This is a genomic window from Rossellomorea sp. QJM3NY_18 (genome assembly GCF_056173145.1).
This window is the reverse complement of the sequence record NZ_CM149659.1, coordinates 787,219-805,768: the sequence shown is the minus strand read 5'-3', so window position 1 is coordinate 805,768 and position 18,550 is coordinate 787,219. Positions and strand designations below refer to the sequence as shown.

At 43.2% G+C, this 18,550-nt stretch carries 16 protein-coding genes; 1 reads left to right on the top strand and 15 read right to left on the bottom strand.

The window, feature by feature from the left end; all coding sequences use genetic code 11:
- Position 1: 1 nt before the first annotated feature.
- The 4 genes from AC0VXY_RS04155 to AC0VXY_RS04140 form a co-directional block, all read right to left on the bottom strand.
- A complete protein-coding gene (locus AC0VXY_RS04155) occupies positions 2-982 on the bottom strand; it encodes a radical SAM protein (RefSeq protein ID WP_435993057.1) in 981 nt (326 codons plus the stop codon).
- Positions 972-2,072, bottom strand: coding sequence for a hypothetical protein (locus tag AC0VXY_RS04150; RefSeq protein WP_475527003.1), 1,101 nt, complete (start codon positions 2,070-2,072; stop codon positions 972-974). Before AC0VXY_RS04150 ends, AC0VXY_RS04155 begins: the two co-directional genes overlap by 11 nt.
- Positions 2,069-2,557: a hypothetical protein gene (locus tag AC0VXY_RS04145; RefSeq protein ID WP_034761703.1), complete on the bottom strand. Its 489-nt coding sequence runs from the start codon at positions 2,555-2,557 to the stop codon at positions 2,069-2,071. The genes AC0VXY_RS04150 and AC0VXY_RS04145 overlap by 4 nt, the downstream gene beginning before the upstream one ends.
- Positions 2,558-2,634: 77 nt before the next feature.
- Positions 2,635-2,772: a hypothetical protein gene (locus AC0VXY_RS04140; RefSeq protein ID WP_435993062.1), complete on the bottom strand. Its 138-nt coding sequence runs from the start codon at positions 2,770-2,772 to the stop codon at positions 2,635-2,637.
- A 169-nt stretch (positions 2,773-2,941) separates the two neighbouring features.
- Between AC0VXY_RS04140 and AC0VXY_RS04135 the strand changes: the two genes are divergently transcribed.
- A complete protein-coding gene (locus AC0VXY_RS04135; RefSeq protein ID WP_475527002.1) occupies positions 2,942-3,829 on the top strand; it encodes a helix-turn-helix domain-containing protein in 888 nt (295 codons plus the stop codon).
- A gap of 103 nt (positions 3,830-3,932) precedes the next feature.
- Here the strand turns inward: AC0VXY_RS04135 and AC0VXY_RS04130 are convergent, their stop codons facing one another.
- From AC0VXY_RS04130 to AC0VXY_RS04080, 11 genes are all read right to left on the bottom strand, one after another.
- On the bottom strand, positions 3,933-4,649 hold the full coding sequence (locus AC0VXY_RS04130) for a ThuA domain-containing protein (protein WP_475527001.1): 717 nt from the start codon (positions 4,647-4,649) through the stop codon (positions 3,933-3,935).
- 2 nt (positions 4,650-4,651) lie between these two features.
- Complete coding sequence (locus AC0VXY_RS04125; RefSeq protein ID WP_475527000.1) at positions 4,652-5,776, bottom strand: Gfo/Idh/MocA family protein; 1,125 nt, start codon at positions 5,774-5,776, stop codon at positions 4,652-4,654.
- A gap of 13 nt (positions 5,777-5,789) precedes the next feature.
- Entirely contained in the window at positions 5,790-6,857 is a 1,068-nt protein-coding gene (locus AC0VXY_RS04120; RefSeq protein ID WP_475526999.1) for a Gfo/Idh/MocA family protein, read from the bottom strand.
- A 155-nt stretch (positions 6,858-7,012) separates the two neighbouring features.
- Complete coding sequence (locus AC0VXY_RS04115) at positions 7,013-8,689, bottom strand: glycoside hydrolase family 13 protein (protein ID WP_475526998.1); 1,677 nt, start codon at positions 8,687-8,689, stop codon at positions 7,013-7,015.
- A 14-nt stretch (positions 8,690-8,703) separates the two neighbouring features.
- Entirely contained in the window at positions 8,704-9,966 is a 1,263-nt protein-coding gene (locus AC0VXY_RS04110; RefSeq protein WP_435993073.1) for an extracellular solute-binding protein, read from the bottom strand.
- A 21-nt stretch (positions 9,967-9,987) separates the two neighbouring features.
- Complete coding sequence (locus AC0VXY_RS04105) at positions 9,988-11,520, bottom strand: response regulator transcription factor (RefSeq protein WP_475526997.1); 1,533 nt, start codon at positions 11,518-11,520, stop codon at positions 9,988-9,990.
- Positions 11,513-13,291, bottom strand: a complete 1,779-nt coding sequence (locus AC0VXY_RS04100) for a cache domain-containing sensor histidine kinase (protein ID WP_475526996.1) — start codon at positions 13,289-13,291, stop codon at positions 11,513-11,515. The genes AC0VXY_RS04105 and AC0VXY_RS04100 overlap by 8 nt, the downstream gene beginning before the upstream one ends.
- A gap of 69 nt (positions 13,292-13,360) precedes the next feature.
- Entirely contained in the window at positions 13,361-15,148 is a 1,788-nt protein-coding gene (locus AC0VXY_RS04095) for a glycoside hydrolase family 66 protein (protein WP_475526995.1), read from the bottom strand.
- A gap of 28 nt (positions 15,149-15,176) precedes the next feature.
- Entirely contained in the window at positions 15,177-16,010 is an 834-nt protein-coding gene (locus AC0VXY_RS04090) for a carbohydrate ABC transporter permease (protein ID WP_034761677.1), read from the bottom strand.
- Between the two features lie 21 nt (positions 16,011-16,031).
- On the bottom strand, positions 16,032-16,991 hold the full coding sequence (locus tag AC0VXY_RS04085; protein WP_435993081.1) for a carbohydrate ABC transporter permease: 960 nt from the start codon (positions 16,989-16,991) through the stop codon (positions 16,032-16,034).
- A gap of 75 nt (positions 16,992-17,066) precedes the next feature.
- Complete coding sequence (locus AC0VXY_RS04080; RefSeq protein ID WP_475526994.1) at positions 17,067-18,344, bottom strand: extracellular solute-binding protein; 1,278 nt, start codon at positions 18,342-18,344, stop codon at positions 17,067-17,069.
- Positions 18,345-18,550 lie beyond the last annotated feature (206 nt).

Genomic DNA, 18,550 nt, shown 5'->3' with positions numbered 1-18,550 from the left:
ATCAATACATAAATTCAAATTCTTTTTTACCTTCGGATAGCATGTCACTGCACCCGGAAGCCGTGGACGAACAGCCGTGACATATCGATGGTCCATTATGATAAAAATAGTTCGCTACTTCTTGTGTCTTATCATCCGTTAAGCTAAATTCTTCCATTGAATCAAACGAGCGATAATATTTTTTGGACAACCCTCTATGAGGTAATAGACTACACACGTATAAGTTCCTATTTTTTGCATCATAATACCTAACCAAATTCACCATGTGGCACTTACCTGTGGCCCGCGGAGGTAGCGAATGTTCAAAGTAATTCGTCTGCTCTTCCTCCGTATTACCACACCAATATTTACCGAATGGGACGAGTCTCCCCTCACTTTCCCCGTTTACATACACTTTTTCGAGGATATCATTTACTTCATCAATCCCATCTTCATAGATGATTCTCTCGTCTAGTTTCAGGGCGGATAGCTCCCAATAATTAACCCCTGCTTCTGTGAAAATGGACTGTAATTCAGGCATGGATTTATAGTTATGGGGACCACAAACCGTGTTAACGCGTGTCTGCACACCAAGTTTCTTTGCCTTTTCCAATCCTTTTAATGCCCTCTCGAACAGCCTAGGTAAAAGTCTGATATCATTGTGCTTTTGATCCACTTCATCTAAGCTTACAATCACTTGATTTAGACCATTCTTACTTAATTCATCAATTTTTTTCTCAAGGAGAAATCCATTGGTTATAAGAGAGGTTTTCAAACCATTTTCATTAGCAATCCTTACAAAATCCACAAGATTGTTGTGGAGAAGGGTTTCTCCCCCTGTAAATCTCACATATTCCACGCCAGCTTTTTTGGCCTCTTCTATGATCTTCTGATACTCTTCCAGACTCAGTCTGTATGAGTCACCCGACTTGGCAAAACCACAAAACCAGCATCCGGCATTACATGATTCCAGTATCCGAATGAATAAATACTTAATGTTCATATTGATATCCCCTTTCCTTTTTGAGCAGTATATTCACCATTTGCTCTTGTCCAAGAGGCTCGATCGATTGTTTTTCATATGGGACTGCTGTATCGGCTACGTATTTAACCATCTTTCTTAATTCTTGATCATATTCTTCAAGAATTTTCGCTATCCGTTCATTGACCATTGGAACAGCGATTGACTCAGGCAATTCTTTAGATATAGCAAATGAATCATTAAAGTCTTCGAGCTTCATCGTCTTACTATCAGGATTGAGGGCAGAGTATTTTTCACTTAGTAACACCTGACTATAATTCGATGGTAGTAAGTATCCCATCCTCTTCCCCAGGATCCTTCCTTCCAATGTCGCTGTAATCCCTGGAGTCGTTAACACAAGTCTAGATTTACTCATCAACTCAATAAATTCATCATGAGGAAGGCACTCGAAATAAATATTCGAATATTCACTAAATTCAACCTGCAACTCTGCTGCTAAATAAGTGTTCGTTGTGAACACGATTCTTTCGAATTTATCATGATACTCTTCCAAAATGATCTTAGTAAGGGATTTAGAGTACCGGCTGAAAAAATCAGGACTTGTAAAGGGGTTGCACATTCCCGAATAGTTCACTAGCATCCAGTCTTCTTCTTCGCAATGTGTAGCATTTATGATCGTTATTGGATTTATTATGTATGTGTCTACTATTTCTTTGTTTATATTCTTTTGGTCCAACAAGAAGTCTTGAATATAATATTCACTCACATTCTCAACCCCTTTTGGAAGCTCATCCCACATCCAATTCAGACTATCCACCAAAATCATGCGGGGAAATTCCTTTTTCCAATGTGGTAAAACATCCATTTCCATTACATTCACTACATAATCGTACTCTTTGATTGCCTCAGCAAGTGTAGCGATTCCATCTTGGGACTCCCATTCATACACATGATCTACAGGGCTATTATTTAGTATGAAATCCCTGGACACTCCTGAACCGAAGAAATCTATAGTGGACTGTGGAGATTTCTTCCTCAACGCTTTGATAATGTAGTTGGTTTTTGAAACAGGGCCAAATCCAAAATTGGTCGTAATGAATGCTAATTTCATGCTTCCACCAGTTGAACTTGATCGGAAATCTCAATTTCCTTTTTCAATTGTGGATATATCACTTCTTCCCAAATGTCCTTACTTGGGAAATCCTCTTCACACCTGTACTTTATTGTTTTCACATTCGTTAACTTATCCAGCCCTTCTAACAGAGGAGACTTAATGCCAAATTTCTCATTAATGAGTAGCACGATGTTTTTATTTAGTGCACTTGCCCATCCAACTTCAACATATACTCCGTAACTTTGGTTAGGAATGGCAATAAAGACATCCGTATCAAGCATCTCTTTATGGTCTAACCAAGTACATTCCTCGCCTGAAAGTAATTCCTCTCCCCATTTCTCCCTTTCTATTGCACAGAATACATTCGTATCATCCTTTCGCAAGAAATCAATGATGTACTGTAAATTACTTTTATTTTGGTTAGTGAACGCATTATTCTGATCTAACAAGCAAGTGATGGGTGTGCCAAGAAAAATTTTCAATGTATTTCCCCCTATAAATATGTAGATTAGTTCAAAACAAATGAATTATTACTTTATGCTTATCGAAATGGATTAAATTAACTTTTCAATTCAATTGAATGCATAGCACCAGGATCATCTTCAGACGCCACCTCAACATGTTGATTGAGATTTTTCAACTCATAACCAGATACAGTTGTCAAAATTACCATTAAACACAGTAGTGCTTTTTTCAATTTAATTCCCCCTAAACTTAGTATAGTTGTATGTTAGCAAAGTTTAATTTGGAAAGTATTCCTCATTTAATCTGTTATAATATAATTAACCAGCAAAAAATGCTCATAATCTTCTTAATTTTCCGACCTGTATAAATATAGTTATATGTGTAAATAGGAGTGGGTACATTTGGTCAACTATTTAGGTGATAGAATCAAAGAATTGAGGGAAAAATACGCATTATCTCAGAAGGACATATCAAAAAACATATGTTCTCAAGCTTTTATTAGCAAGATTGAAAAAGGGAATGTTTTTCCCTCAGCAGACATCTTAATAAAATTAGCAGATCGATTATGTATCGATATATCATTTTTACTAGATACATCAAACACACCTAGACATGAATATACTGTAGAAACCTTTTCACAGATCAGGGAAGCTGTAAGCAAGAGGGATTATAAGTTGGTACGGGAAATAATAAAGTCAGAAAAAGACAATAAACTTTTTTCAGATAATAAGTTACAACAGTTCTTCGTATGGCACGAAGCTATCTGTAGTTATTATGAGGACAAAAATTTTTCGAGATCCCTTACATACTTAGATCAGGCATTAAATTTAACCTCGCTTGATCGAAAAATCCATTCCGAGAGAGAAATTGAAATTTTAATAAGTAAAGGGAATATTTTAACTGATAATAAAAAAATCAGTGAAGCTTTGATCGTTTATAAAGACGCATTAGAATATCTTGCCTACCTTTCGAATATCCAGAATAAATTTGTCCCCATCCGTCTTTATTATAATTACTCTAGAGCATTAAGAGATAATGAAGACTTTCTGGAGTCAATCAAGGCTTGCCAAAAGGGGATTCGCTTAACTGAAAAACACAGTCTTCTTTATCTAAAGGGGGACTTATATTTCCAAATGGGCTTAAATTATAAACTTCTAAATGATTACCAAAATTCTTCAGAAAATTTTAATCGTTCTCGTATGATATATCAGTTGGAATCAAATGAAAGGTTGTTAAACCTGGTCGATTTACACTTAAAAGAACTAGAGGCTTCGTCTAAAATGAAGTGATTTATATTTTCGAGCCCACCGTATTATCCTTTAATGGATTAATTAAGCATCACCCATTAAAAAATTGAGAGAGCCAAGGTCCCCCTTGGCTCTCTCATCAATATTACCTGCTCTCCAGTGGCTCCACATTCCCCAACCTAAGAACCGGAGAACCCTGCTCAGGACACGCCCACAACACAGCATTCCTGATCACCTGCTGTATATCCTTGTTATAATACGTCGGATACGTCTCATGCCCCGGTCTAAAGTAAAAGATCTTCCCTCTTCCGCGCCGGTATGTACAGCCGCTTCTGAACACTTCTCCTCCCGAGAACCAGCTGATGAAGATGAGTTCGTCAGGCTTCGGGATGCCAAACCGTTCGCCGTACATTTCTTCTTTCTCGAGTTCGATGACTTCTGGTATGCCGTTCACGATGGGATGACCTTCCTGCACGACCCACAGTCTTTCTGTGTCATCGGCTTCCCTCCACTTGAGTTCTCCCGTCCTGGTACCCATCAGTACCTTGAAGACCTTCGAATTATGGGCTGAATGCAGTGGAATGAATCCCATTCCATCAAGGATGCGTTCTTTTACTTTCTCTACAATGTGGTCGCTTACTTCATCATGGGCGATATGTCCCCACCAGATCAGTACATCGGTTTCGTTGAGGATTTCGTCTGTCAATCCGTGCTCTGCTTCATCAAGCGTGGCCGTCTTCACCCTGAACTCTTCCTGCAGGAAACCAGCAAGAGCCTGATGGATGCCGGCAGGATAGATCTCCTGTACAGCCGGATTCGTTTGTTCGTGTCGATATTCATTCCAAATTGTCACGTTGATCATTGTCATTCCTCCATTTTTTCAAGTTCTTTTACGACTACTTCTTTTCGTAATGTATTGGATAAGAGAACGGAATCAATCACCCGCTGGACGACATAGCCGTCTCTGAATGTCGGCCTGTCCCTACCTTTTTTATCGAGAATGGCGTCCACCCATTTCCATATTTCGTTTCTATTCGTTAGACGCCATGGGCGAAAACGTTCTTCAGAAGGCTCGGCCGCATCGTTCCACAGCACACTGTTTTCCACTTTAATTTCCTGCCAAGGACCTTTTAATGGTGCATACCTGAGTCTTATCCCTAGTTCACTTGATAGAAGCTGCAACGCTCCTTTCTCTCCTTTGAACGTCAGCTCGATTGTCTGGTTCCGATTTCCCTGGGTTGAAACCCAGCTTGTATAAAAGGATCCCTGGACTCCTGACGGAAACGAAGCATGGAAGAAGGCAGAATCAGCAGCGCGATCCTTATCTACTGATTCACTGAACCTTTCCAGCCTGCCGTCCTCCAGACATGATAGGGAAGCGGAAACGTGCTCTATTTCTTCTCCAAGGATATAGTGGACTGCATCGATGAGATGGGAACCCAGGTCAGCGAGCACACCGCCCCTTCCTCCCGATGAATGCGTGCTGCGCCAACCCGGTGGACCTGATAACCCGTAATCACCCGAATACTCGAACTTTCCTTCATACACCTTACCTATTAATCCATCCTCTATCAGTTCTTTTAACCGGAGGACGGCAGGGTTCTCCCGATACGTGAAATTCACTCCATGGGTGATGCTGTTTCGTTCTGCCGTTTCCCACATCGCTTTTGCCTCTCTGGTATCCATAGCTAATGGTTTTTCACACATAACATGAATACGTTTTTCTGCAGCCAGTAAGGCAAGATCATGATGACTGGAGTTGGGGGTCACGATGCAAACGCCGTCGATGTCTTCTTCCAGCATTTCCTCGTAGGACCGGTAGCTGGATGGGATGCCGTATTTGGCAGCAAGCCTTTCTGCATTTGTTCCATTTTGACTGCAGATCGCTTCCAGGATGACGGAGGGATGACGCTTTAGAATTGGGAGATACCACAAATCCGCAAATGAACCGGAACCGGCGACGCCAATCTTTACTTTTTGATTACTCATAAACGTCTCCTTTCTATTCGTCTATGTTTACGGACTGACCTTTTTCGGCTGATTCGATAATTCGCTCCAGCACTTTTTGATTCTGATAGCCATCATGGAAGTCAGGGATTTCTTTGTGCCCCTGGCCGGTCACTATAGCGATGAAATCTTCGAGCTGCTGACGCCTGTAGCCCGGAGGAATCTCCATGGTCTCTTTCGTTGTTTGAAGGTCATTACCATCAACCAAACTGAGCAGGACTTCATCCGGTTTTTCACAATTGACGTGTATCGTCCCAATATCCCCGTACAATGTCACTTCATGCTGATTCCCGGAACCAATTGCGTTCCTGGTCGTCAGGAACGCCCCTACCACATCATGCTCCAGCACAGCATGGAAGCTTAAATAATCGTCCACTTTCACTTTGTGCATATTACAGCTTGCCGGGTTCCTGCGTTCCGGGACAAAGGTTCTCATTAACGCAGATACTGATTTGAATTCCCCGACAAGGAACCTGGCGCTGTCGATCATGTGTGCACCGAGATCACCCAATGCTCCCGTCCCGGTAATCGCCTTATTGAACCTCCATAAATATGGGACATCAAAGATCGGTGAGCCGAACGATTGAAGATAGCGGACTTCCAAATGACGGAGGGTACCGATTTTGTTTTCCTCCAGCAGCTTCTTAGCATATCTGAAGGCCGGTATATAACGGTAAGAAAACCCGACCATGCACGGAATCGGTGTCTTCTCATACAGTTCCGCCAGAAATTCCGCTTCCTTGAAATTCAAGGTGAATGGCTTTTCTGCCATGATGGGTTTCTGATGACGGATGCACAACTCCAATACTTTCGCATGCAAATCATTCGGCACAATCGAAATCACGGCATCCACAGTCGGATCCTGGATGAGCGCTTCCATCTTGTTGAATCGCTTCTCTTCTCCAATCCCCTCTTCCTCTCCCACTTTATTTAGGAGTTCATCGTTCACATCGCACAACGCGCTTAATTGGAGTTGATCCAACTCGGAAATCATCCTCCGGTGGGCATCCGCCATCCCTCCGAGTCCGATCAGTCCTACCTTGATCACTTTATTGACTGTCATATCTGTTCCCCCTTTGCTTCTACTTCCTATTTTATAGACACCAGCTCTTCAGAAGAATAGGTAGAATGAAAGCGCTTAATTTATGACACTCATTCATGTATATAAAACACTTTCTCACAGAAAAAAGCAGCACGCCGGCTGCTTTTTCTGAGTTGTTAGTTTAATTTATACACTCTCGCTTCATAAGGCTTTAATTTCCCATTTTCCACGAGATGATTATCATCATTTTCATAATTACCAATCAGCAAAGATGAAGATTCAAAGTGAAGATCTTCAGGCAAGGTAAAGGCTGCTTCTTCCCACGTAAAGTTACACAGGATGATCAGCTTATTTTCCCCGAGCGTCCGGGTATAGGCATAAATTTGCTCATGGTCATCAAGGATAAGGTCATACGTGCCATAAACGATGATGTCATGTTCCTTACGAAGGATGTTCAATTCCTTGTAGTAATAATAAATGGATGAGGAATCTTTCAACGCGTTTTCTGCATTGATTTCCTTATAGTTCGGATTGACCTTCAGCCACGGCGTACCGGTTGTAAACCCGGCATGTTCACTGTCATCCCATTGCATTGGCGTCCTTGCATTATCCCTCCCTTTTCGATAGATGGCTTCCATGATCGTGTTGTGGTCTTCTCCGCCCTCCGTCACTTTTTCACGGTACATATTGTGAATCTCAATATCGTTGTACTCTTCAAGGGAGTCGAATGCAACGTTCGTCATCCCAAGCTCTTCCCCTTGATAGATGTAAGGAGTTCCCTGCAGCATATGAAGGAACGTAGCAAGCATCTTGGCAGATTCAACGCGGTATTCCTTATCGTCCCCGAACCTCGAGACCATCCTTGGCTGATCATGATTATTGAGATAAAGACTGTTCCAGCCCCTGCCTTCAAGGTCTTTCTGCCATTTGCTCATCACCTGCTTCAGATCGGCCAGTGACCAGTCCTTCACATCCCATTTACCGCCCGGACCGGAATCCAGGTCCATGTGTTCGAATGTGAAGATCATGTTAAGCTCCGTACCCTCTTCATTGGCATATCGAGCGGCATCCTCAGGGGACGCCCCTGGACATTCGCCGACTGTCATCATGTCATATTTCGAGAGTACTTCCCTGTTCATTTCTTGCAGATACTCATGTACACGGGGGCCGTTCATGAAGTAATCTCCGCCCCAGTCGTATTTCTTTCCGCCTGGTGTACTCGGGAGGCCGTCCTCTTTGGAGATGAGGTTGATGACATCCATCCGGAATCCGTCGACCCCTTTATCCAGCCACCATTTCATCATGTCATAGATTTCAGTTCTCAGTACAGGGTTTTCCCAGTTGAGGTCCGGCTGTTTTTTACTGAAAAGGTGGAGAAAATATTCATCCGTGGCCTCATCATACTCCCAGGCCGATCCACTAAAGAAAGACGTCCAGTTGTTTGGTTCATTTCCGTCCTGGCCGGGACGCCAGATGTAATAATCCCTGTAACGGTTGTCTTTCGATTTCCGGGATTCGAAGAACCATGCATGTTCATCAGATGAATGGTTGACCACAAGATCCATCATCAGCTTCATTCCTCTGCTGTGAAGACCCCCCAATAACTCTTCCCAGTCTTCCATCGTCCCGAACTCGTCCATGATCGCTTTGTAATCGCTGATATCATAGCCATTATCATCATTGGGAGATTCATAGACGGGGGACAGCCAGATGACACCGACTCCCAGTTCTTTTAAGTAATCCAGCTTGCTTATGATTCCTTGTAAATCACCAATCCCGTCTCCGTTACTGTCTTTGAAGCTTCTCGGATAAATTTGATAGACGACGCTTTCTTTCCACCATTTTTTCTCCATTTCCCTCTTCCTTTCTATGATGAGAGCTGACGGTCTATATCAGCTGCCGCTTTCTTTAGTCCTTCTTCTACACTTATTTCACCAATGAAAATGTTCCTGAAGGTATTTGTCAGGATCGTGTTGATTTCTTCCCATTGTGGCACCGGCGGCCTTAAGAAGGCTTCATCGATGCTTTCGATATAACTTTTATAGTAAGGATACTCTTCTGCAATATTGGATATTTCCACCCGTTTATTCGTTGGGAGCAGGCCTGCTTTTAACAGAAGGCTTTGAGGCTCTTCGGTTGTCATCCATTTGACGAACCTCCAGGATGCCTCCAGATGTTTCGTTCCTTTCGTGATGACCGCATTTTCTCCTCCGAGGATGGAACGCTCTTCTCCATTACTCGGAAACACGCCTGAAACCGTTTCTTGATTGACAAGAGCCAAGTCATTTTCTGACCTTACACTGTAGAACCATGGCCCTTCATCAATCATGAAATAATCCCCTGAACTGACATTCTGCCACGTCTCCGCATATCCACTGAGTACCTCGGGGGGAATAAATCCGTTTTGGTACAGCCCCACCAACTCTTTAAGGGCTGAAATGCTCTCGTGGCTATCCAGATAACCGCTTGCCTTCGTATAATCCCCGTTCATCACCTTCCCCCCCAATCCGTAAAAATAGGGGAGGCTGTTCCAGGGAGAAACGTCACTGATTCCGATTTTCAGATTGTTTTCCTTTACGATCCCAATCAATTCATCCATCGTTTCAGGAAGATGATCCAGGCCGAGTTTTTCCACTGCTTCTTTGTTGTAAATAGCAGCTTTCACATTCGTGTTCAGGGGTAAACCGTAATAATTCTTTCCGAACCGATTCGACTCAAGGGGATTCTGAAGGAATCTTGTCTTGACCAAATCAAAGTCATCAAATTCACTTATTGGATAGAGTAAGTCCAGGTGGACAAACTTGGGAATCCATGTAATATCCATTCTGACGACATCGGGGGTCCGATTGACAGATGCCCGTGAAATAAGCGCTGACATCAGCTGCTTGCTATGAGGCTGCCTGACGGATTTGACATCGATTTGCGGATATTTCTCTTCAAATAGTGGAATGATCTCATTCTCAAAGATTCTGGTTTCTTCGTCGCTGTAAGTGTGCCAGATCTCTATTTCTTCTACACTGTTATCATCAGATAATTTCACTTTTTTCGAATGGTCGATGATATGTTGATTTCCGCAAGCGTTCAATACAAGCAATAGGATAAGTATGATGGTTGTCCGGAATCGAATCATGTGAGCATTCCCTTTCCCTATCTATTTATGATGCTCTGACCTGTAATCCCCCGGGGAGAAGCCGGTGACTTTCTTGAATAATTTACTGAAGTATTTCACATCATTAAAGCCTGATTCACCGGCTACTTCATACACCTTTAATGAAGTGTGGCTAAGAAGTTCTTTTGCTTTGTTGATTCTGAGCCTTATAACGTAATCGATGAAATTGATATCCATGAATCGTTTGAATAAAATGCTAAAATAATTCCGGCTGATATGGATATGATCTGCGACGTGCTGAAGAGTCATCTCTTGTGTAAAGTGGTCATGGATATACGAGAGGGCCTTATCCAACAGCTCATTATCCGTATGCGGATGCTTACTTTCCGATTCAAGAAAGAGGTCACATTCTCTCTTGGCATCATGGAAAAGTGTGATCAATTCCTCCAATGTCTCAGAAGATTCCAAGTTCGACATATAGTCCATTAATACACTTACTTCTACCTTGTTCCAATAAAGTGCCTTCAGAATATCCCCAGCTTCTTTCTTGACATTGCCGGGGTGCATGCCCTCTTCCTTCCAGTGTGTAAACCTTGCTTCAAAGAACTTCTCCAGTGATTCTTTCTTAAGAATTTGAGCTTTAATTTCCTCAAGACTCAGGGGCTCCTGAATCATTTTTTCTCCTTTTTCATATGGAAAGATCTCGGTCTCACTTTGGAAGAAGTACTGCTCACCTGCCAAAGAGGCATCGTGGTATCCATCGACTAGTTTCCTTGGATCTGAAACGGTTGCATAGCTAAACACCAGTTTCAGCGAAGACTCCTTTTCAATCCTTTGCTTTAACTTTTTAACGACTTCCCGCGGTTCTTCCTTATTTCCCATGAAGAAAATCAGTTCATTTTCACCTATCGGAAAGCAATAACCGGATTCAGTCTCTCTATAAAATCGCTCTTGAATTTCATCGACAATCAAATTTTTATAAAGGAAACCAAATTCATCTTCGAGTCGATCGAGTTCCTTTATGCTCCCAAGCAGTAGAAGCTGGGGCATGTGAAGAGATTCAATCCTTTGTTCACAATCCTGGTATGGCATTTTTCGCAGAAGGATCCTCTTGATCGATTGTTCCGTCCTCCGCCTGTCGTTGATCTTATTAGTCTGTTCCGCCTGATCAAGCTTCTCTGTCACTTTTTCCTCCTCGAGGATTTTGTCGATACATTTATGGATGGTCCTTGAGAATTGATCGGGTTCAAGTGTCTGTTTCAATATATAATCGACCGCCCCGTGTGTAAGGCCTTCCCTGACATATTCGAATTCGTTGTAGCTGCTGACCAGGACCACCTTTAGTTTCGGGTTCATTTGAAGGGCTTTCTTCATCAACGTAATGCCATCCATAACAGGCATCTTAATATCGGTTATGAGAATATCCACATGGTCGGTTCTTTCCATTGCGTCTAACGCTTGTTTTCCATTTGAAAAGTCACCGATCAAGTGAAGATTCTTACCCTCCCAGTCGATGGAGGATTTCAGGCCAAAGCGGATGATCGGTTCATCATCCACAATCATCACGTTATACATCTTGATCACCCCCGGTTTTCGTCATCAATACAAGTTTCACAACGGTCCCGTCCCCGCTGCTGATTTCAAACTTCGAATCCGGACCGAAATAAAGTCTGATGGAATCGGCCACATGACTTAATCCGATGCCTACGTATGAGTTGTCGCCAACTGAAGACCTTTGAACTCGTTGTAACATATCCTGCTCAACACCCACTCCGTCATCCCTGATTTCAATTTGAATTCCTCCGGGGATATTCTTACCCGTGATCCACACTGTCCCTTCCGTTCCTGTTGGTACGATCCCGTGAAAGATTGAATTCTCCACGATCGGCTGCAGAAGCATCCGCGGAATCTCCCAGTCTTCCACGCCCTCTTCAAAGTCCGTCACCAAGTGGAACTTCTGCTCATACCTGATTTGCAGGATGACCATGAATTGTTCAACCAATTCCACTTCTTCCTTTATCGAGATAAAGGTCCCGGTCTTCCCCATATTTCCTTCCAGGAGTTTCGATAATGCAGTAAGAGCAGTGTTTGCTCTCTCCGTTTCTTTGAACTGGACGAGCCAGCGTATCGTGCTCAATGTGTTAAAAAGGAAGTGAGGATTGATTCTGTGCTTGATGGCCCGAAGGACGGCTTCCTGCTTCTGATGCTGTTCTTCCTTCACTTGCTCGAGTAAATCTTCCACCCGATTGATCATATGGTTGAATTCGGAGCTCATCCTTCCGATTTCATCCTTCGAATCCACACTCGTACGCACCTTTAAGTTCCCCTCGCCGACAAGCTTCATTTGCTCCGTCAAGATCTTAACCGGATCGGTCACTTTCTTCGCGATGAAACTCCCGACGAGAATCGCCAATATTCCGAAAATGATGGATGCACCAATGATGATTTTCTGAATCGAAATGAGTTCGCCTGTGATTTCAGAAGTTGGCACCCTTCCAACAATCAACCAGCCGTTTCCGATTGGTTCCGTTACACCATAATAAGGGATATCATCCTCTTCGAATTCGAATTCCCGTTTATCAGAAAGGATATACTTCCGCATTTCCTTATTTTGGACCGGTTTATGCAAAGTCTCTAAATCGTTATCGATCACCACTTCAGCTTGCTTATTCACAACAAAGAAGTGGCCGGTCTTCCCAAGCTTGATTTGACTAATTTTATCCAATACAGCCTTTCCGTCCAGGCTTATCTGGATATAGGCAATGTTCTCCATCGTATCAAAGTCTTTCAACACCCTTGTGATGGGCAGGACAAGATCCGTGTTTTCCCCGGCCCCGCTAAACCGGTCATACTGAAGTCCGCCCCACACCAGCTCCCCATCTCTTCGAACTGCTTCCTCGGCCCAGTCCATTCCATCAATATTCACTTTTGACAGCTTATAAGGGGAAAATGTCCCGCTCCCCCAGCTCATCCCGTCTTCCTTCAATACGTAAATGATCCTCACGAATGAGCTCGTATAAATATTTGAATTCAAATAAGATGTCATATATTCTTGATTTTCTTCGGTGGCCGAGGAGCGATTGTCCAAGTCATCCTTCACGATCTCCTGTATTCTTTCATTACTGTAGATGAGATCTGACATATCACTTCCATTGGAGAAGATAAAAGACAGGGATTCCGCTGCCTGTCTCGCAATCTGTCTTGACGATTCCCTTACATTTTCTTTTACGACGTCAGAGGCAGATTGGTAGAAGAACACGCTATTAAAGACCGTAGGGATTAAGCAAACGACTAATATGGTGAGAATGACCTTGGCAGCCAGCCGTTTCTGTAGAAGCTGTCTCATTTGCTAATCCCTCTTTCACTTATTCTTGTTATCTATCATATCTCTCCTTCTTAACCGGAGCAATAGGTCCTATTTATAGTCGATCACGACCATGTCCCAATACTTTAGGGAAGGGACGGTGAACGTAATCGAGTCCCCTTTTTGCTTAAAATCAATCTCCAGAGGGGAACCCTGGTAGGCATCAGGTGTTGCCACCCAGATCTTATCTACCTTCCCCCCAGCCTTCACTTCCACTTCGATATTCTTTTCCCCCTCAGGTTCAGGCTGTGACCCTTGATTATCCCGCCATTCCAGCGAAGAAGCATCAGTGAAATTAATCAGATGAATAAGCTCTTTATCCTCTTTCTTTTTGGCAAATGACCAGATGGAGCCGAGCTTCGGCTGATCGGAGATGGTAAGATCCCCTTCTATCTTCACTTCTTTTTCCGCTTCCACTCCGCCATCACGAAGAAGATTCTGATAGGCTACTTGGAAGTCATAGTATCTTGTCAATTCGGTTTTCAGTTCATCACTCATGCTTAATTTCTTATGAGGGAAATATTCTTTCGAAAGCATATTTTCTCCAAGTTCCAAGTGAGACCCTCCAGAAGCGAAAATGACCGCATTCGTAATCAAAACACCGGGCGTATTGAATTCTCCCATGGAGTCAGAAAAATCATAGTTCATGTAGGCAGCCAGAACAGTATTCAGCTTTCCTTTACTGTACTTACTATTCTGATCAATGACACCTTTAAGACTTGAATACGTATTATGGGCATCCCAAAGCTCCGAATAGAGGAAGCTCACCGGTGCCTGGGAAGCGATATACCCTTGTGCATACTGGGAAACGGCATTCATGACCAGGTCGACGCCCAGTTCCTTTTTCGCTTCATTCAAAAATGGCACATACGTAGTCGAAAGGTCTACCGTCTTTCCTTCACCATTCCAAAGTACGCCCCGATCACCGAGCTGATCGACGTGCCATCCGTCAAAATCCAAATGATTAAACACTTGTTTTTCTTCCTTTATGATGAAATCCTGCCACCCATTATTGGAAGGATCCATCAGGTAAATATCACTCGCCCAATTATCGGGAAGGGGATGGTGATCCTGCTCTTCGGCATCCGGATCCTTGAATAGTCCCCACTCTTTTTTTACTCCCTCACTCTCAGCATTTTCATAGCTGCCGAAAAGGAGATTATAATTCATCGCCTTCATATTTTTTTCATGGGCAAGGGCAATGTAGCGTTCGATTGTATCCCGTGATACTTCCCTGTTGGCAATATCCGGCCAGGTTTCCGCAAGTTCACCATCTTGCATCTTCAGGGGCTTCTCATGTTTGTACTGCCAGTCGTAAAATTGAAGCCCATTGATGTGGAATCGATTTAAATTGTCGATCAATTCTTCCTGCTGATCAGCTTCCATGTCGTAAAAATCGGCAAGGTACCCGTACCTCGGAAACTTGGCCCAATCGGAGGATACATCAACACCTATGTTCTGGTGATCAATGACCTCATCTCCTTGTTTTACATACACTTCTACCATATACCCTTTAAAATCATCTTCTTCGGGTTTCCATGACCACGATATGTCTTGATCTTTCAGATCGAATTCTTCCTCTTTCACTGTTTTTGCCAAGTGTTTATACTGAACCTGTATTTTTCCTTCTTTTACTTTTTTGTTCAGTGATAACGAAAGCTTCACAGATTCCCCCGGTGCATAGGCGGCTTGATCTGTGCTCAGTTCATCCACCCATTTCCCCTGTTGAATCGTCTCCGCTTGAAAAACAGGTTCAGAATTTGAATTCACACAACCGAAAAGCATCGCTGCTGTAAGTGACATGCTTGCCAGAACGGCCAGGCTTCTCTTTTTCCCCATTACTCTCACCCTATTCCTCTTATATGAGTTATCCTTTGACCGCTCCTTCTGAATGTCCGCTCTGTACAAACTTCTTCTGGAAGATGATATAAATAATGATCACTGGCAGAATCGCAATCAAGGAAGCCGCAAATATCCAAGACCAGTTACTCGCATATTTGCCCTGGAACATCATAAGCGCAATCGGCAATGTTCTCATCGCTTCATCCTTGATGATCGTCAACGCAACGAAATATTCATCCCATGTCCCCGAGAATGAGAAAATGGCCATTGTACCGAGGGCAGGCTTTGAAAGAGGCAGATAGATCCTTCTGAAAATGGTCCAGTTTCCCCCTCCATCCATCAAAATGGATTCTTCCAATTCCTTCGGTACGGTCTCAAAAAACCCTCTCAGGAAGAAAGTAGAACCGACCACACCACCGCCAATATACAATAACCACAAGCCCCAGTAAGTGTTAACAAGTCCAAGGTTCTTAATGACGGTAAATTGAGGAACGATGGCAAGCACAAGAGGAATCATCATCGTGAATAAAAAGATCCTGAATAACAGTTCTTTGCCTGGAAACGTAAACCGGACAAAGGCATAAGCTGTCAACGCTCCAAGAAAAACACTTCCCACCGTGGCCACACCTGCTACCAGCAAGCTGTTTAAGAAATAACGAAAGAAGTTATTCTTGTTCCAGACAATTTCATAGTTTTCAAAATTAGGGACTGCCGTGAACACTTCCTGTGGCTTCGGAAGTGAGTATGCCCCGTTAATGAATGTCGTCATCACCATATAGATGAAAGGTGTGATAAAGACGACGACCCCCAAAATGAGAAACAGATAAACTACCAATTTACTAAAAAAGTTCCCATTCATACGTTTACCCTCCTCTTCTATCTACATGAATTTCTGATTGCTCAATTTCTTCTGTTGCGTGAATGTAATCAGGAAGATCGTCAGACCCATCATCACACCCAGCGCTGAAGAATACCCAAAGTTAAAGTTACTGAACGCCTGTTTGTAAATCATGCTTTGGAGCACTTCTGTCTGCCCCATCGGTCCGCCGTTCGTGATGAAATACACCTGCGGGAAAAAGTTAAAGGCACCCATGATTAAATTAATGATGACAAATGCCGTAATCGGACGAAGCATCGGTATCGTGACAAACCTGAAAGCCTTTATTCCGCTTGCCCCGTCGATTGCTGCCGCTTCATAAAGATTCTTCGGAATTCCTTGGAGGGCTGCTAAATAGATGACCACTGTCCACCCCACTGTTTTCCAGATGTGGAATAGCCAGATGACGATCATCGCTGTCCACTGATTCTGCAGCCAGCTGATCGGCTCATCCACGATTCCGAGATGGACGAGGGCAAAGTTGATCAACCCGTTATCCCCATCTGCAAACAAATAACGGAAAAGGAATGCAACGACAATCCATGACGTGATAATCGGAAGATAATACAACGTCCTGAACGTAATCTTGTACTTAACAAATTGAATATTGATCAACACAGCAAAAAGCAGTCCTAAAAACCAGTTGATCGGCACCGTCACGACTGTATTGAGAAATGTATTCCTGACGGCGTACGCAAAAGCCGGGTCCGAAAAAGCCTTTTTATAATTCTCCAACCCGACAAAAGGACTTTCCGCACCTGGAATGATGTTATAGTCTTGAAAGCTCATGACAATCCCCTTTATCAGAGGATAAATGACAAATATAGTTGCCCCTGCAAGCCCAATGAGCAGAAACGGCGAGACTTCCAACCACTGCTTTGCCCCTTTTCTGAACCGCTCGGAAAATGGTTTTTTTGTAGAAAGAATAATATCACTGTCATTATTATTAAGTTTCGGTTCCACCTTGCTCCCTCCTTATGTCCTTATTAATGAAAGAAGATACTGCACCAGATCGGTGAGTATCTTCTCTTGTCGAAATTACTGTTGAAGAATAGCGTCCGCTTTCTTCGCTGCATCATCCATTGCTTCTTTCGCTTTCATTTCTCCGCGCATCACTTTCTCGAAGTCCAAGTTAATGACCGCTTCAATTTCAGACCATTCAGCAATCGGAGTACGTGGCAGCGCTGTTTCAAGCTGCTTTACGTATTTCTCGACAATCGGATTCTCAATCACGCTTGGATCATTCGCAGCGCTCTTATTCGTAGGAATCAACCCCGCTTCTGCCATCAGTTTCTGAGGCTCTTCCGTCAACATCCATTTCGCAAACGCCCATGCTTCTTTAGGATGCTCGGAACCTGCAAATGTAACAAGGTTCTCACCGCCGATAACAGAACGGCTTCCACCAGGACCTTCAGGAATCAAACCACTCACAGTCTCTTCTTCCGGATTGAACTTACTTCCTTCTTCATTCCCAAGAATACTGTAGAACCAAGGGCCGTCATCCAGCATGAGATATTGATCTTCTTTCATACCATCCCAAGCGCCCGGTTCTCCGCCTAGAATCGTAGGTGAAAGAAGCCCGTCCTTCTGCCAATTTGCCATTTCTTCAACCGCAGCAATGCTTTCTTTACTATTTAAATAGCCATCGAACTTTGTATAATCATCATTGGTCATCTTACCGCCAAGACTCCAGAAATACGGAAGGAATCCCCAAGCGTTACTGCCTCCGATGCCAATTCCGCCTTTAGCGCCTGCATCGACCGCTTTCTTCGCTGCATCCTTCAACTCATCCATCGTTTTCGGAGCATCTTTGTAGCCTGCTTTTTCAAGTAAGTCTTTATTATAGATTGCTATTTTCGTATTCGTATTTACCGGTACTCCATAGTACTTACCGTCATAGATATTCGTAGCCATTGGAGCTTCAAAGACACTGTTCTTTACTTCCTCGAACCCGTCCATACCGCTTACTTCCTGAAGGGCGCCCATCTTGGCAAACTCAGAAACCCACACAATATCCATACGCATCAAATCAGGTGCTTCCCCACCGGAAACCCCGGCAATCACCTGCTGTTTCAATCCTTCATAAGGCATCCTCGTAAGCTTCAACTCAATATCAGGATGTTCTTTTTCAAACAATGGTTTGATCTTCTCATTAAGAATGACTTCTTCCTGATCACTATACGTATGCCAATAATCCAACACGACCTTATCACCACTGCTCTCAGATCCAGTCTCACTCGATCCCCCACTGCAGCCTCCAGCAAATAACATCGTGGATATAGCTGCACCTGTCATAAACTTCTTCCAAGCCTTCATATCCTTAACCCCTCCCTTTTCTATAACTACATTTTCCATGAAAGCGCTTCATCATAAAACCGCTTACATTTTTGTGATGGTGTTATATATTTGATTGTTTTAGGAGGTGGGATCGTTGTGGAAATAAAAAAAGTGTCATATGTCTCTGATTTAGAGAGATATGACACTTTTTTTGGAAGCATGGGGACAGTTCTGTTGCTTCGTCT